15 protein-coding genes and 1 tRNA gene are annotated in these 16051 nt (G+C 47.1%); 14 read left to right on the forward strand and 2 right to left on the reverse strand.

The features are described from left to right. Positions 1-284: 284 nt before the first annotated feature. From C7459_RS23270 to C7459_RS09130, 12 genes are all read left to right on the forward strand, one after another. Entirely contained in the window at positions 285-455 is a 171-nt protein-coding gene (locus tag C7459_RS23270; RefSeq protein ID WP_170119375.1) for a hypothetical protein, read from the forward strand. A gap of 168 nt (positions 456-623) precedes the next feature. Further along, positions 624-1214 (forward strand): tyrosine-type recombinase/integrase, encoded by a 591-nt coding sequence (locus tag C7459_RS09070; RefSeq protein ID WP_211320367.1) that lies wholly within the window; start codon positions 624-626, stop codon positions 1212-1214. 128 nt (positions 1215-1342) lie between these two features. Then, complete coding sequence (locus C7459_RS09075; RefSeq protein WP_109688503.1) at positions 1343-1549, forward strand: hypothetical protein; 207 nt, start codon at positions 1343-1345, stop codon at positions 1547-1549. 272 nt (positions 1550-1821) lie between these two features. Beyond that, positions 1822-3111, forward strand: coding sequence for a helix-turn-helix domain-containing protein (locus tag C7459_RS09080; RefSeq protein WP_109688504.1), 1290 nt, complete (start codon positions 1822-1824; stop codon positions 3109-3111). Between the two features lie 607 nt (positions 3112-3718). Then, on the forward strand, positions 3719-5080 hold the full coding sequence (locus C7459_RS09085; RefSeq protein ID WP_170119376.1) for a tetratricopeptide repeat protein: 1362 nt from the start codon (positions 3719-3721) through the stop codon (positions 5078-5080). A 207-nt stretch (positions 5081-5287) separates the two neighbouring features. Then, positions 5288-5458: a hypothetical protein gene (locus C7459_RS23275; RefSeq protein ID WP_170119377.1), complete on the forward strand. Its 171-nt coding sequence runs from the start codon at positions 5288-5290 to the stop codon at positions 5456-5458. 337 nt (positions 5459-5795) lie between these two features. Further along, positions 5796-5871 (forward strand) — tRNA-Val (locus C7459_RS09095). A gap of 698 nt (positions 5872-6569) precedes the next feature. Continuing rightward, positions 6570-7316 (forward strand): hypothetical protein, encoded by a 747-nt coding sequence (locus C7459_RS22965; RefSeq protein ID WP_146200983.1) that lies wholly within the window; start codon positions 6570-6572, stop codon positions 7314-7316. A gap of 422 nt (positions 7317-7738) precedes the next feature. Beyond that, positions 7739-8356 (forward strand): hypothetical protein, encoded by a 618-nt coding sequence (locus C7459_RS09110; RefSeq protein WP_109688509.1) that lies wholly within the window; start codon positions 7739-7741, stop codon positions 8354-8356. Positions 8357-8912: 556 nt separating this feature from the next. Next, positions 8913-9527: a helix-turn-helix domain-containing protein gene (locus C7459_RS09120; RefSeq protein ID WP_170119378.1), complete on the forward strand. Its 615-nt coding sequence runs from the start codon at positions 8913-8915 to the stop codon at positions 9525-9527. Positions 9528-9592: 65 nt separating this feature from the next. Beyond that, positions 9593-10261, forward strand: a complete 669-nt coding sequence (locus tag C7459_RS09125) for a hypothetical protein (protein ID WP_109688511.1) — start codon at positions 9593-9595, stop codon at positions 10259-10261. Positions 10262-10415: 154 nt separating this feature from the next. After that, a complete protein-coding gene (locus tag C7459_RS09130; RefSeq protein WP_109688512.1) occupies positions 10416-11165 on the forward strand; it encodes a hypothetical protein in 750 nt (249 codons plus the stop codon). A gap of 273 nt (positions 11166-11438) precedes the next feature. Here C7459_RS09130 and C7459_RS09135 read toward each other — a convergent pair whose 3' ends face one another. Continuing rightward, positions 11439-12149: an RraA family protein gene (locus C7459_RS09135; RefSeq protein ID WP_109688513.1), complete on the reverse strand. Its 711-nt coding sequence runs from the start codon at positions 12147-12149 to the stop codon at positions 11439-11441. A gap of 577 nt (positions 12150-12726) precedes the next feature. Then, entirely contained in the window at positions 12727-13830 is a 1104-nt protein-coding gene (locus C7459_RS09140) for a HupE/UreJ family protein (RefSeq protein WP_109688514.1), read from the reverse strand. Positions 13831-14173: 343 nt separating this feature from the next. On the opposite strand from C7459_RS09140, the gene ytxC reads away from it, so the two are divergent. Continuing rightward, positions 14174-15097: a putative sporulation protein YtxC gene (gene ytxC, locus C7459_RS09145; protein ID WP_109688515.1), complete on the forward strand. Its 924-nt coding sequence runs from the start codon at positions 14174-14176 to the stop codon at positions 15095-15097. 408 nt (positions 15098-15505) lie between these two features. After that, complete coding sequence (infC, locus tag C7459_RS09150) at positions 15506-16027, forward strand: translation initiation factor IF-3 (RefSeq protein ID WP_281272766.1); 522 nt, start codon at positions 15506-15508, stop codon at positions 16025-16027. The last annotated feature ends 24 nt before the right edge of the window (positions 16028-16051 follow it).

The following is a 16051-nucleotide window of genomic DNA, read 5'->3' on the forward strand; positions in this document are numbered from 1 at the left end:
TCCTCGGACACGGTGAAATTTTGTCTAGAGCAATTTGGGCAACGTGAAACATTGTGATTCTGCATTGGAGGTGACTCACCTTCTTTCATGTCGAACATGATAATCAGTCTAAGTATGATCTTTTGACTTTGTTTTTATTCGAGATTAGAGGGTGGGTTATATTCATCGCAGAACTGATATTCTACGACGAATAATGACGAAAAACCTTGACTTCTCGTCGGAGAATACGTTAGAATGACCTCGGAAATACGTCGCAGAACACGACGGAACAAGAGGTGCGGAACATGACGAACTATCTACAGCAGTTTGCGACATGGTTGAAAGACGAGGACAAGGCGGACAAGACGATCAGTACATACGTCACCGCGCTCAACAAGTTCGTCACTTGGTACGAGCAGAGTGTAGGGGATGCGTTTGAGCCGGAGGGCGTCACGACGATCATGATTCAGGACTAACGTTCCTATATGATGAATACCCTCGACCAAAAGCCAGCTACGATCAACAAGGCGTTGGCGACGCTCAAGACGTTCTTTAGCTGGGCCGTCGACAAGAATCACATTCCTACCGATCCAGCCAGCAAGGTACGCATGAAACGTGTTCAACAGGTCACGGGCCCAAAATGGATGACCGACCAAGAAATCAACCGACTCACATACGCGTTGGACACGGAGAAGAACGAATTCAAGGCGGCAAGAGATCGGGCGATCTTCTACACGATGTTTCGGGCAGGGCTGCGGGTCGAGGAGGTCAGCGACTTAAAGCTAACGCACGTAGATTTCCGGCGCGAAACCGTAACCGTCATGGATGGCAAGGGCGGGAAGTTCCGTGTCGTTCCGATGCACCAGGATTTGAAGAGGACGTTAAAGGCATGGTTGCCGTTCAGGAACGCCAGCAAAAAGCCGGCTCACCAAGAGAGCGAATTCCTACTTGTAACGGAACGATCCGGCAAGATGACAACGCGGGCCATCGAGCATATGATGGACACGTACATGGAGCGGTGCGGCCTTCTGGAACGTGACGCAGACGGAAAGAAGATGGACGGCCAACATTCCTGTCACTCGCTTCGTCACACGTTCGGGAAGCGTCTGTTGGACGCTGGGCGGCCTCTGAACGAGGTCAAGGAGCTAATGGGTCACGACAATATACAGACCACAATGAGGTACGTCACGCCGTCCAGAAACGATCTCAAAAAGGCGATAGAGGCAGTAAGATAACGGGTCTCAGACATAATTGAAGGATCTCCCATGTCAACAAAAAATTGACCTATGAAGAATGAATGGAAACCATATTAGATAGGGCATAATATATCAGTTGTTAAGAGTATCTAGAGGAGGGATCATCGTTGGAGGTTTTTATCTGTCAAAGTTTGAACAAAATCTCTATTGAAATGGGATGCGTAGTTGTTGCAAATTCTGAAAAGGAGGCAAAGAAGCAAGTTGTGAAGGATTTTAAGGCAAAAGGCTGGGACTTATCGGAGGAGCACGTTCATTTGACAAAAGTAAACACCACTGTCCCTCATACCGTGATAATTGACCCGCTTAATGACTAAAGCCCCTGCATGTCCGACCTATGTCATACAGATAAGCATAAAGATGCCGTGAGTCCACGCCGTTACAAGGTTTTCCAAACTAAGAGAGTTCTAAAAAACGGACAAAAAGTGACATTCAAGCACGCTGACCATTCGGCGTGTTTTTTATTGTTCATGGGGGGCTTGCTTACTGTGAATTAGTATCGGTCTGTTTTAAAAGTATGTACATCATGTTACTCATCTGGTAAGATAATTTATGCAAAATATAATCATATTGGGGTAGGTGTGCCATCTTGTTACTTGATCCGTCTATGACAATCGGTCAGCGATTTAAGCATATACGCACGGAAAAAGGTCTCTCTCAGGCTCAACTGGTTGACGGCATTTGCTCAATCGCGGTCGTAAGTCAAATCGAGTGTGATCGCAAATATCCTTCTGCTGAATTGTGGGGGAAATTGGCGGACAAACTTGGTGTTCCACTTCGTGAGATCATGGGTATGCAAGAGAAGCAAATGGAGGCAAGTTTCCAGATCGAAATGATTCGTGTGTACATAGAGAAGGCGGATTATGCTCATGCTGTGGCTCTCATAGTAGAAATGGATCAGCGTAGAGACTTACTTGAGCACCAACGGACTGAGTTGTTGGTGTGCCACGCCGAATGTCTGATTAGAGATGGAAAATATGAAGCATCTTTAGATGTACTGTTGCCATTTTTGGATCAACAGCAGGCACAACAGGCGATTGATGACCAAAAGCTATGTGACACGTACAATAAACTAGGAAATGCCTTTTTCAAAATGCGTGATTTTGAGAAGGCATATTCGGCGTTTGAGCAAGGATACCGCATTAGCAAGAGGCTTCCTGAATACAGTGTTGTAGCCGCAAGAGTTGCATACAATTTGGGTTTAACCTGTAATCAACTGGATTATAAGAATGATGCTCAACGATATCTTAGGGAAGCAAAAGAATTTTTCGAATCAGTGTGTGATATGACTGACGTAGCGGATACATTGTTTGCCCTCGCAATGGCAACTGGGAATGTTGAGTATTTATCAAGGGCCCGTACACTATACGAAGGCTTGAATCTTGAAAGGGAAGCTAACGTCGCCAAACTGCACTTCGCGTACTACATAGAGTCTCAAAAAGATTATCATTCTGCGTTACACAAGATTGACGATGCTAGAAAGGTTTTCGAACGGCTAGGAGATGTGGGGATGTGTACCTACTCAACTGCAAGATCGGCTTTGATCAGCATTGACCACGATGATCTTCCGAAGGCAGAGGAATATTTGAAGCAGGCAGAGGGTTTCATGGAACAGATGGAAGCACTTGATGACTATCTTTGTGCGGAATTCTACCGAGCTAGAGCCCTGTATAATTTTCAACAGAAAAATTATGATCAGTGTATTCTGGATTCACAAACATCGAGTGAAATGTGTGCTAAGATGGGGTTATATGCGGAGAGTGCAGTGAGTCTGCAGCTGTCAGCAGAGGCGTATCATTACAAAGGGATGAATGATACCGCGTTCGAGGTCTCTAAAAAAGCTTTTGAGTTATTACGTCCGAGGGGGAAGAAGATTTGAAAAAGGTGTTGGCGACACTTACTGTATTCGCGTTATGTTCATTGATTGTTTCTGGTATCATAAGTAGCAATGCCAATAACACTTCTACAAAAGTAGCGATCGACGTTGGGCCAGAGCCTAAACTTATTACGATACTGAACTAATATCACGATGCTGCCCTGAATGGGGTAGCATTTTTTTGTGAAAAGGTACGAAAGAACCCCGAAAAACGTGCATGTTCTACAGACGATTGATGCTAATTTAGCGGGAGGTCAATTTCCACAAAAAAGGTTGAACATAAACCGTTTTCATTAGTGGCCAGTTTTGGCCCGTCTGATATTCGCGCACCGGGGTTCATTTCGTTTCGCCCACGAAGGGCAAATCTTTAACTTGGAGCGAGGCAATCTAACAAAGCGACGGCATTATTACTCGCTCCTTACATGCAAAATACTACTTCGAATAATCCAAAGTAGCAATCGTATACTTTTTGAACTATACGCTAATATAGATGGTATTTGGTTTACGATGTATTCGTTCATTATTTTTAGGTGTTGAGTTACTATCACCATTGTAAGGGACTTCCCTTATGCTGGTGATTTTTTCATTTTGCAAGATGGGGGTAACTACGATGTCTACAAACGATGGCAACAAAATAGACAGAGGCAAACAGGCGTTGGTCACGTTAGGTCAGCGTGTCAAGGAGCTACGACTGGAGAAAAACATGACGCAGGGTGAACTTGCGGAAGGGATCGTAACCCCTTCGATGATTTCGCAGATTGAGAACGGTGTCAGTCTCCCGAGTTACCGTACCGTCGCCCATATCGCAACACGGTTAGGGACGACGGTGGACGATCTTTATCAAGGTTTAACGTTCAGTAAAATGCAGATGTCCGGCTACAAACACGCGCTTTCGCAAATGGCTGTCGGGCATTACAATCCCGCGCTGATCGTACTGGAGTCCTTTCACAACGAGGAACTGCTCCACTACGAAATCCCGCCGGATGAACTCAAACTGAATCTCGCCGTCTGTTACAGTGAGACGCAGCGGTACGACGATGCAGTCAGCTTGTTAGAGGACTTGGTGCAGGACTTGTCGAGCGACAATGGGAGGCGTGAGAACTTTCACCTACTTGTAAACGCGAATCTGAGTCTAAGCGAAACGTATGAACGTATGGGCCGTTACTTTGAGGCGTTGTGTTCCGCCATGAGTGCTAGGGAAGTGTATGCCAAACACCAAAGTCCTGATCCCTTCCTTGAGGGCAAGATATTGGTCCATCTAGCAGACCTCAATTCGCGATTGCATCGGTACGAAGAGTCCCAGGCTTGCTATCAACAAGCATTGCGGGTGTATGACCAACTTAGCGATAATCTCGAACATGTCGGTCTGATCTACCAGCGGTTGTCCGAAGTCTATCACCATCAAAACAACTTTGAGATGACGATTGAGTTTGCGAACAAGGCGATACTGGCCTTGCAATCTGCTGGACTGGTCGCTGATTATCGGGAAGCGAAAAGAGTCCTCATCAAACAACAGGTAAACGCTGAGAATTGGCAGGATTCGATTAGAGTCTTGTTGGGTCTCGCCGCGATCTGTACCCAAAGTGATGTGCAACGGGAAGCGACTTTGTATTTGGACGTAGCGGAAATCTATCTGAGCTTTGATGATGCAGACGAGAGCCTCAACTATTGCTTGAAGGCGTTGTCTTTGTTGACTAAGCGTCAAAAAGAGAGCGAATTACTTGGGCGTGCCAACTTCGTACTGGCAGGTGTACACCACCAAAAAGGGGAATACGACAGGGCGATTCATGCGTTGGAAACGGCGGTGACCCTGTTTAAGAGACATCATCAACTACACGATCTCGATCTTGCAGCAAGACAGCTCTGTGTGTTGTTGAAGCACGTAGGGAAGCCGGAAATAGCGTGGGAACTTTTCGACGAGACCCATCACTTCATCGTGGAGCAGTTACGACAAAGAGGCGTTGTTTTGTGACAGTCATCTTTTGGACGGATCAAAAGTGGTACGAAATCTATGTGAACGGTAAATTCGTTTGCGAGATACTAGCTATCAACAAGCCTCACGCAATCATGAAAGCACACCATGAACGGGCTGTGAAGGCATCCAGAGCAGGACGGACAAACGAGTGCTACATAATTTATGCAAAAGAAAAGGGCGAATAGGCAGAAAGGAGGTGAGACAATGTCGAAAATTGAGGCACAGACCAGCGGAGGAGCCGTGGAAGCCTGCTTCGTTGGCGAGGTGTTGCACATTCATGTGAATGGTCAGCTACGCACCACGATGGCGTTTGATGGGCCGCGAACCGTAACGGTTAATCATCATTCTGTCGAAATTGCAGGAACAGGAGTTTGATAAACAGCCTGACGCTTGGGGGAGCTTCTGGTTGCGGAAGAAATAAGGGGAAAATGCTATCGGATGAACAAGGACGCTCTAGTGACGAACTAGGGCGTCTTTTGCTTCGATAAAGTGTGTAGTCTACCTCTAGCCTAGACCGCAGAGACCGAAGGGTGCAACCTCACATGATAGTAAAACGGAGTCCTTTGGGCCAAAGATTTTTTACAGGGTGGTGCTCCGAAATGCTTGCAGGGTGGAGGTGCTAGAGCTATTATATAGAAAGAACGAAGGAGAACCCTTCGGACTGACGTAGGACAAACGTTGACGTGACGCGGTTTCACGCGGCCAATAGATCGCAGTCATAGCTCAGTTGGTAGAGCACCACCTTGACATGGTGGGGGTCACAGGTTCGAGTCCTGTTGATCGCACCAAACAGCAACACCACCCTTTGGTAGAGATACCGGAGGGTGGTTTTTGTTGTGAGTAGGTAAATGTACATAAAATTTATTTACATTAGTTAATAAAGGTGGTATGATGTTACTTGCCGTATAGATTGTACTTATAAGGAGTTGCTTCTCATTGAATAAAAGGAAAACAACGCTTTTGGCAATAACCTGCACCCTAGCAAGCACGATAATGAGTACCGCTTTGGATGCGAGTCCTGCTCGTGCACTCGGGATAAGTCCACAGGGGGCATGCATTGCAGAATGGGTGTACCAAAATCCATCGCAAATTTCTTCCATGCAATTCTACAAGATGAGCGAAGGTACTCATTATATTAACAAAACAGGGAGAGATGTAACGTTCACTTCCACAATCTCGAATACAAGTACAATCGGTGGCTCGGTTAACGGCAGCATTGGGGGCGGGTGGGGGCCAATTAACTACTCACTGGGCTTCCAAGCGAATGCTTCTTATGCTTGGTCAACGAGCGAATCGTACGCTATGACCGTATCGAACAACTATGAAGGTTGGAACGAGTATGGTGTCAACCGTGACCAATACACAGGCTACTACGTCTACGTCAATCAATTTTGCAATGAAAGCAACGGTTCCTACATCACCGTTACCGCCCCACGGACCAAAACAGTTGTGGGTAGAACTCGATTTGTGATGTAGTTGTATTGAGATGACACGAAAACAGCACAGATTGATTTGTTTGGCTGTTCTGTCCGTCGCTAGTGGGTATATAGCCGGTTGTACAACCAAACCTACAATAGTCTCGGCATCAACCATTAAAGTGATCAGCACCCAACAAGCATTGAGCAAGGATAAGCAAACACCGGTTGAGTCAGTAATGAGCCAACTGCAATGGGTTTATACAACGAACGAGCAACTCTCCCCAACTAAAAAAGACATACTTTGGGAAGCAACATTTGGAAATGAAAGTATTGTGACGATTAAAGTTCCCAATAGTACTTATCCCTGGTATAACTTTGTATTCCTGTCTCATCAGGGGCAAGAGTGGAATTTCTCGGCTATTGCGGATTCACCATGTCCTCCCGAGCGAACGACGAGCCAAAAAGAGGGAATCGCACTGCCGATGGAGACGTTTTCTGTTACGAAAATGACAGTAGGATCTGAATTTCGAAGAGTTTGGACATTCGCGAGTGATATAAAAACACTGGTCATTGGTAAATATCCACGCGAATCATTCACACAGCCAGAAGGTGCAAAGGCGCTTAAAATCAAGGATAATGATGCGTGGCAGATCACGAGCGACTCTAATCAAACACTCTTTTACTATTTTGACCAAGGTCAGCTTGTTTGGATGGTAGGTAATTTGAGCGAATCAGAGTTGCTCAATGTAGCCATTTCACTGCCTAGTGTTTCTGACCCCTTGTTTCCATCTACTATGCAACCAAATCGCATGTAGTGTGCAGACGCTCATCATTCAAGAAATTGGATGGGGGCGTTTTTTCGTATTGGACAAACGGATTGGTAAACGAAAGAAACAAACTCGCAGTGCTCATGAACTTGACGCTCTGTGCCTTGATACCCTGTTTGAACAGTCCACTGTACGTGGTGAGGTGACGAAAAGCCGTAAATCCCGCACGATTCGTTTGTTGCGGGAGCAGTTGGCCGAGAACGGTGACTTCGAATTCGAGTACGTCTTTCCTAGTCAATTACGGTGCCCCGTTACAAGCGAACCAGTTCAGAACCCCGGCTTCGTCAGTATCGTGGAATCCGGGGTGTTTTTAAAGATTTTAGATTGTATGTCTTGTTAATTGACATAGAAAAATGTTCGTGATATTTTTTTCTTGCAATACAAATTCGACCTTGGAGGTGTAAAGTTCAATGAAGAATACCGTGATGGGCATTACTGCTGTTGCAATGATGGTTGCTATCACTCCCCCTACTTTCGCAGCAGAAAAAGCGGATTCTCAAAAAAACAAGACCTACGAGACGACATGGAAGCATAATGGAGTAAACATCCATCACTACAGTAACCATGCCTTATCCAAAAATGACAAGGAATCTTTGGAAAAAGTTGTGGATTCCTTGTCAACGGGAAATTCCGGCGGTTCGGTGACACCTAACTATATTCCTGCTCCAGACAATCCGGGCACCACGATTGAAGGGCCGAGTTATAAAACTTATGACAACTCCGTCACGAATCAAATTATCCGTTATGCAATCGACGGAGTAAGTGTTGCTATTGCTAGAACAATGGGAGCAACGCCTTATGGTCAATTTGCATCTGCTGTAGCGGCTGACTGGCTCAGCAATGCTCGGGGGTATTTGAATAGTCACCCCTATGTTTATGAGATGTTCAAAACCTATTACGCATACGATAGTTATTGGGGTCGGAATGAAGTCTATGAATTGCAAGTGAATTACGCATACTCCAATTACACCAGCCCAACAGATGTTTATAACTATGACTCTGGGCTCGCTTACTCTTCGCTCAGATAATTGCTAATAAGAAACAACGCCTGTCAACATGACGGGCTTTGTTTCTTATAAAACGCTGTATTGGAGGTGCTACCGGTTGAAAAAGTGGTTCAAAAAAAAGTGGTCATCAGCGTACACCGTCATCTTTGCTTTAGTTGTTTACCTAGTTGCAACCACAATAGGGCCTAATTGGTACACAAGAATTATCGGTGCTGCTGTCGTCTTTGGCCTCATCTGGATTCTCGAAAAGACAAGGAAGAACCTACAGCGTCAAAAAAATTCAGAGACAAAATCGAATCGCTAGCCCCTATGAGTAAATTATTTACGCCCCCTTCGCGAACCGCCTCACGGATTTGATCGTGTGACGGATCGTATAGATTTCTGCAGATCTGGCGCTCGTTGTAGAAAATCGATGTATACCGATACCGGGAGAATTATCTTGATTCTTCCGGTATTTTTATTTTAAGATGAATTATCATGAATGAGTATGTATTTGGATTAAAATCATGTACAAATTGTTATTGTAATAGTATTGTTTATTTGAATACATAGATCATTCTGGGGTAGGTGTGAAGAATTGTTACTGGATGCGAAGTTCACAATCGGGCAACGATTTAAGCATATACGAATCGAAAAAGGCGTTTCTCAGGCTCAACTGGTTGACGGTATTTGTTCAATCGCCGTTGTGAGTCAAATCGAGTGCGATCGTAAATATCCGTCTGCTGAATTGTGGGGCAAGTTGGCGGACAAACTCGGTGTTCCACTTCGCGAACTGATCGGGATGCAGGAGAAGCAGATGGAAGTCAGCTTTCAGATTGATATGGTTCGCGTATACATTGATAAGGCTGACCATACCCACGCACTCGAATTGATTGATGAGCTGGAGCAACGTGCAGACCTATTGGAACATCAGCGGATTGAATTGTTAATCTGTCGAGCAGAATGCTATCGAACCGCTCGTGTTTTTGAGAAAGTAGTCGAGCTTCTAGTTCCATTTCTGCAAAATCAACAGATACGGCAGAACGTTGAGGACGTAGTCTTGTGTGATACATATAACAAACTTGGCAATGCCCATTACTGGTTGAACGACTTCGAAAAGGCGTATTTCGTCTTTAATAGCCTCGACCCCGATGACGTTCACTTCAAAATATCAAATTGTAGATGTTGGAATACCTTGGGTAATCGTGGTTGAAGTGATATACATATCTTTGGTTGTTTGTGCTGTGTATTTTAGATCGTTGAGGAGGGCAAAAGTCAATGAAGTGGTACAAACAGGTTGATGAAGAGCCAAAGGCATCCGTTGATTTGGAGGCAATGTCGAAAAAAGTTTTAACCTCAAAGATGCTTGCATCCCAGACGGAGCCTCAATTCACTCTTGAATGCCAATTTCTACTCGCACCACATGTTCTAATCAGTCCTAGAACTCAAACAACTGTGCCACTACGGGATGAAGCAACGTTGGGATATTTGCAAGAGAGTATCGTACCGCACTTTAACCGTTGCATTTTATTTTACGAAGACGGGCTTCCGGTGAGCGTCACAGTTAGCAATCTGAAGGACGCATCTAAACAAGAGTTCGAATCCATCTATAAGTCAAAAGAGTTGCACCCCTTGATTCTTGATCTCTACGGAAAAGGGTCACCTCCGCTTGATCAATCCGTGTTTAAAGAACGTCCTATTGTCTACCAGATTGATCGTGGGTCTTTGTGCGGCGAGTTGTTTGAAGGGAATCGGCTAGTGGCGTTTCTACAACAGACGTACCTAGCCGTAGATGGTGGCGTTGGAGGTACTCCGATTGGTTGGACATTTGGTGATCACTTGCGGGAATCTGTTTACCTCAAGTTTCTCAGCACTTTTTGTAGTGAACTCTATATATACGTTTGGCCTAGCGATGGAACCGTTGTTTCTGTGGTAGGTCAACTATAATCATTAGCAAGAATGGCAAGGCGTCCATCCGGGTGTCTGTTTTTGTTTGCCCCCAACCAAGCGGGGCGGATTACTTTATGGTCTTCCATAATCGTCAAACCGATGTTGATCCGATCATTACCAACTGGTCTGAAAGGTCAAAGGGAGGGATTCGATGAAAAACTCTACAAAAATACTCAGTGCTACGTTGGTTGTAGCAGTCGTTAGCACCTTTGGCTATGTGTTTTTAGAGAAAAAAGCACCTTTTGAGGCTACATCTGCACCTGCCCCTGTTGCAGTACAAAAAGCAGTCGCTGATCAACAAGAAAAGACAGACCCAAACCAACCGTTGATTACGGTTCCAGAAAGTGAGTACCCGATCATCGGGAGCCACGGGTCGTTCTGGGTTTATACAAATCTAGGGGAGCTGTACCAGAACGCTGACATCGTAGCTGAGATAAACGTTGTGGATCAAGAAACCGTACCGATTGACATCGGGGATGTTTCAACCTGCTCTCAGGTATCTGTCGTGCAAGTCTATAAAGGTGATTCGGTACCCTCCACCTTGCTTGTTACGGAAGTTGGGGGAGTACAGGACCTGAGCAAACTGCCCAAACTAGACAAGCCTGGGTCGGGGCAGGAGCCAAAAAATCCCCAAGGCATGATCGAGGATACATTGGAAGGTTCTCCAGTCATGAAGCCGGGGAACTCTTATGTTGTTTTTTTGACGAAAAACCCGAATCCCAAGTGGGGTTACAACATCGTAGGAAGCGTGCAAGGGAAACTCAAGATCGACAGCAAAACCAAGAAGATCGTCAACACCGTTGCTCCAGCCTACGTCACGCAAGACATGTTCTTTTTGCAGAGACAATTCAATGGGAAGGACATGATCGTGGCTGAGAACTTGATAAAGCAAGCCAAGTGAGGACAGGTTGTCAGGTTCACCAACTTTGCATGAGGTAATCGAGGATCGAGGAGCGGATTCTGGTGAAGAAGCAGTCAGGGGTTGATGAGATCCAGATCCCGGCGAAGTACGCGGAGTTGGAAGCGCCGGGTTTGTATATGGATCATTTGAAAGTTCCTGTGAAGTAAAAGAAAAAGCCTCCTGCGGTGCCACGCAGGGGGCTTTTATACTGTCGAACACCTGTAGCCTTGAGTTCGTCCGGGAAGGTGTGGACCCGAGGTTCAAGTGGCACGACTATTCCTCGATCGAACCACCGATGCTTTGAAGATGCGCTCTGAACGAATACTCTCGATCGGTAGCCCGCTTTTCCAAATACTCTGCAAAACGCAGTTGCTCCCGCAGCGTCTTACCCGAACGGATCAATTCCGCCTGCTTGCGTTCGGTCTGGGAGATCGTGATTGCAAACTGCAAGAGTTGCTCAAGATCGACCTGACTGGACACAAACAACAAGCCATCATCATCTGCGAACACCAGATCATCAGTTGTGACAGTAAAGTTGCCAAAAGCGGCGTTCTCCAAGGCAACAGACTCTCGGGCATCCAACCGTTGTGGACCTGTTGGACACGCCCCATAGCTAAACACGGGAAAACCAATCTCTCGCAGCTCGGATGTATCGCGATGCAGTCCCCAGACCACCATACCTGCCAAACCGCTGGCCATCGCTTCCAAGACGGTCAAATCCCCGATGCAGGCTTCGTCCGTTCGACCGTGGTTGTCAATCACCAACACATCCCCGTCCGCAGCTGCATGCATCGCTTCTAAAAAGATATCCACACTCCCATAATGTCGCACGGGCAAAACACGCCCAGCCAAGCGCATCCCTGCCACAACAGGTCGAATCCCAGTTGGTGCCACTCTGTAGGGCACATGCATCCGCAAGCAGGCATCTGCAAGCAATGGAGTAGAAAGTGTTTTAAATACGGTATTCAACTGATGTGGATTCAAATGGTTCAACCCCCCATTTCTTCTAATACTATCAATATAGTTCAACGTAGCACGGGATTCCAGACCTTTCGCGTAAAGTCAGGTGGGAAGCACAGGTTCTAGAGCAATTTCAAGTCGGAGAATTTTGATATTCAGCTGCGGTCTCGACCTACCTTGGAAAGTACTACTATAGCCCAGGCATTGGGCAACAATCGCCAACTTCTTTAAGTTTTAATGCAGGCGTTAGCACACAGTTGCAACTCAATGTCACACAATCGACACTCGCACTAAATACGCCAATCACCCAACTGCTGTTGTACAGTCACGGCATCATGGTAAGTTCACAAACGGTCTATGGTAAAGTGACCGGCACATATGTTTTTAGTGTGACCCCAGGTCAAAGTTACTATCTCGACGTGAAAAACACAGGTAGCTGCTCCGTAAACGGAAGTTTTGACGCGTACTTAAACTAATCGAACATTGAGTGCCGCTCCTACTCGATTCATCGATCAACTGAAAGTTCGCCCGCGAGACCGACGAGAACGTCGTCCAGCAAAAAAGCCCGTCCCCGCACAAGTTGCGGGGACGGGCTTTTTTCCTATACAGCGAGGAACGGCAGGATGTTCAGTTCGAACGCACGCTGGACGAACCAGATCAGGCCGAACAGGGCGACACCACCCGAGATTCCACGCACGAACCAGATGTTCCAAGAGAAGCGGCGCACGTAGAGGATGATCGGCAACAGGACGAGCACGACCGCCAGTTGGCCGATCTCCACACCGACGTTGAAGGTGAGCAGCGCTTCAATGAAATGGTTTTTCGGAACTTGGGTTTCCGCGAGCGCACCGGCGAAACCGAAGCCGTGCACGAGGCCGAAGACCCCCGTCAGCATCCAGCGGTAGTTCGCGTTTTTGATGAACTGGTTTTCCAGTGCGACGTAGAGGATCGTGATCGCAATCGCGGATTCGATCAGCCGGCCTGGCAGCGAGACGAACTCCAACGCGGCGAGGATCAGTGTGATCGAGTGCGCGACGGTGAAGGAGGTGACGATTTTCAGGATGTTCGTGAAGCTACCACCGAGGATGATCAACGCCAGCAGGAAGGCCAAGTGGTCATAGCCGGTCAGGATGTGCTGGATGCCCATCACGACGAACTGGCCGAGCGTGTTCCAGAAGGACAGTTCCACGCCTGCTTCCATCGCGAGGTGGCGGGTGGAATTGGTGAACACGAACTCGTCGATAGTGTCACCGTTCTCAATCGTGGCGACGTTTTTGTGCTTGCCGTCCGAGTTTTCAAAGAAAATGTTGTAGTCGAAGTCGATTTTATCGATCAATTCTCCCGAGCTATACACGAGGTCAAACTGCACATTGGCGAGATCCGGCACGGAGACGCTTTCGAGTTCCACAGCCATCTCTTGGCCGTTATTTTTGACATGGAAGCCGTTTTTTAGGTAGTCGAACGACTTGTCCTTGATCTGTCCGCTAAGTTGGGACTCGTCGAGCGATTGCGTTTTCTCGATGTCGTAGCCGTTGATCTCGAGGATCGATTTTTGGTCAATCAACAAGGAGATGTGCATTTTTTTGTTTTCAAACGTGATCTTCGAGGAAGCCAGCGACTGTTGGTGTGCAGACGCGGGACTCACAAGCAACAAACTACATAGGAAGAAAATGGAGAGCATTGCCGAGACAAATTTGAAGCGCATTTGATGGAGGCCCCTTTCACGTTAAATAAACATAAAACAAGTGTAGCATATTATTGAATTGTTTGTCAGTTCTTGGCGAGTCGCAAAAAAAGGTCTGATTACGCCTTGCAAAAGTCGCTGTTTCGTAGGAAACTCTCTAATAAGAGAGTTTTTCTATGATTGAAGTTCTCCAAGGTAGGTGGGGATCGCGAGCATCTGCTCATGGTCCCGACCCTAGCAAGATACAACGCAACCTACAAGCCTTTTGTCCAGAATACCAGAATGGAAGTATACAAGTTAAATACCGCGCATACACTGAGGAATAACACCATGGGTCGACAGGAAGTCTGGAAAGGGGTGTCCCATGAAAAAGTTTACCATCGGCGTCGAAAGATTCCCGGAAAAGCTATGTGAATGTCTCAATGAAGCGCGTGACAAATTGCAGGAGACCGGGGTGTCCTTACAAGGCGAGCGCTTTACACGCGGCAAGTACACCTTTTTTACATATCGCTTGTGCAAGACGATAGAAGGTCAAGCGGACGAACTCACCCAACCTGCGATTCAAGCGCTGGCCGAAGGGGTGGCAGAGTTCATCACCGATGTGTGGGAACGCTCTGAATTAGCCCGCATCGTCGCCAATGACTTCTATTACTACTGTGCAGATGAGGTTGAGTACCTCTCAAGCTCGGCGGTGCAGATGCTCGCTGAACTGAAAGACCAAGACGGATACCCACTCCGTCGTCGCCACATCGTCGAAAGTGTGGTCGAGCAGTTGCGCCAAAGCCCAGAGGTACTGATTGAAGGCATGTTGCGTTTTCGCATGAACGCACTGCAGGCCGATCTGCATCGTGTGATCGAACAGGCGATCGATGAATACCTGATGGATCTGGAGTACCAGGAATTTGTCAAATTGCTGCGCTACTTCGTTGCGGCCCAAGACCCAGGGATGCCGCTGTTGCACATGGTCTGCCATGAGGAAAACGGCTCGCCGCGCCTGTTCGATGGCGAAGGCCGCCCGCTGATGCTCGATGAGTTGGAAGGTGCCAAGCAACAGGCCAATCTGCGCGAGTGCGGTGTGATGATCGAGGAGACGATGAGCGCGTTGATCTCCGCAGCTCCACAGCGCGTTCACATCCACTTGGCGCTGGGCAACGACAATCCACCCCCGATCGTCGAGACGGTGAAAAAAGTCTTCGCCGACGCTGCTGTCATCTGCAACGACTGTCCGCTTTGTGAAACGGCTCGCTCTTGGCAAGCGCCTAGCAATGCCGCCGACCGCAAAATGTGACAAGATTTTCAAATACATGTTGACAGAGCCCAGTAAGTTGTTTATATTGATTTTAAAGCGATACGAATTCTCAACACATGTTGCTGTCAGCGCTTTTGCCTTTGCTGCAGGGAGTAGAGGTGAGGGCGCTTTTTTACGAAAATTGCTCCGTTTTGCTTGACTGTGATCAAACTCTCATGGTATCATGCAATACGGAAGTTCATATGGCAATATACACAAGCAGAAGCACTCGCGCTTCTCACCCAGGAACGCTCACGAGGCAGTGAACGGGTTTTGAGCAGAATATTGTACGGCTCCTAGTCGTCTATTCGTATGCGGGTGCAAGGCTTAATCGCCATTGCACCCGCATATTTAGTTTTTGCTTGTTGTATCACAAGTTTTGCCCAGAACTTCAGGAGGTGACAGGTTATTAGCAAAGAAGAGGTTCAAATCAATGATGGCATCCGCGCTCGTGAAGTGCGGTTGATCGATTCCAATGGTGACCAACTCGGGATCAAATCCCTGCGTGAAGCAATGCAGATCGCAGGTGACAAGAGCTTGGACCTGGTTAACGTGGCTCCGACCGCGAAGCCGCCGGTTTGCCGCATCATGGACTACGGCAAGTTCCGTTACGAGCAGAGCAAGAAGGAAAAAGAAGCCCGTAAAAACCAGAAGATCGTTTCCATCAAGGAAGTTCGCATGACCCCGAATATCGAGGAACATGACTTCCAAACCAAGTTGCGCAACACGGTGAAGTTCTTGAACGAAGGCGACAAAGTGAAAGCTTCTGTCCGCTTCCGTGGTCGTGAGATCACGCACACCGATATCGGAGCACGCGTATTGAACCGCCTCGCGGTTGAATGTGCCGAGATCGCAACAGTCGAGCGTCATCCGAAGCTCGAAGGCCGCAGCATGATCATCATCCTGTCGCCGAAAGTCACCAACAACTAAATTTTCTCTACACTCGATTTGGAG

The sequence above is a fragment of the Tumebacillus permanentifrigoris genome (assembly GCF_003148565.1).
GTDB lineage: Bacteria > Bacillota > Bacilli > Tumebacillales > Tumebacillaceae > Tumebacillus > Tumebacillus permanentifrigoris.

Coding starts and splice junctions, on each gene's coding strand:
- C7459_RS23270 (WP_170119375.1), top strand. CDS start 285: ATGACGAACTATCTACAGCAGTTTGCGACATGGTTGAAAGACGAGGAC.
- C7459_RS09070 (WP_211320367.1), top strand. CDS start 624: ATGACCGACCAAGAAATCAACCGACTCACATACGCGTTGGACACGGAG.
- C7459_RS09085 (WP_170119376.1), top strand. CDS start 3,719: ATGTCTACAAACGATGGCAACAAAATAGACAGAGGCAAACAGGCGTTG.
- C7459_RS23275 (WP_170119377.1), top strand. CDS start 5,288: ATGTCGAAAATTGAGGCACAGACCAGCGGAGGAGCCGTGGAAGCCTGC.
- C7459_RS22965 (WP_146200983.1), top strand. CDS start 6,570: ATGACACGAAAACAGCACAGATTGATTTGTTTGGCTGTTCTGTCCGTC.
- C7459_RS09110 (WP_109688509.1), top strand. CDS start 7,739: ATGAAGAATACCGTGATGGGCATTACTGCTGTTGCAATGATGGTTGCT.
- C7459_RS09125 (WP_109688511.1), top strand. CDS start 9,593: ATGAAGTGGTACAAACAGGTTGATGAAGAGCCAAAGGCATCCGTTGAT.
- C7459_RS09130 (WP_109688512.1), top strand. CDS start 10,416: ATGAAAAACTCTACAAAAATACTCAGTGCTACGTTGGTTGTAGCAGTC.
- C7459_RS09140 (WP_109688514.1), bottom strand. CDS start 13,830: ATGCGCTTCAAATTTGTCTCGGCAATGCTCTCCATTTTCTTCCTATGT.
- ytxC (WP_109688515.1), top strand. CDS start 14,174: ATGAAAAAGTTTACCATCGGCGTCGAAAGATTCCCGGAAAAGCTATGT.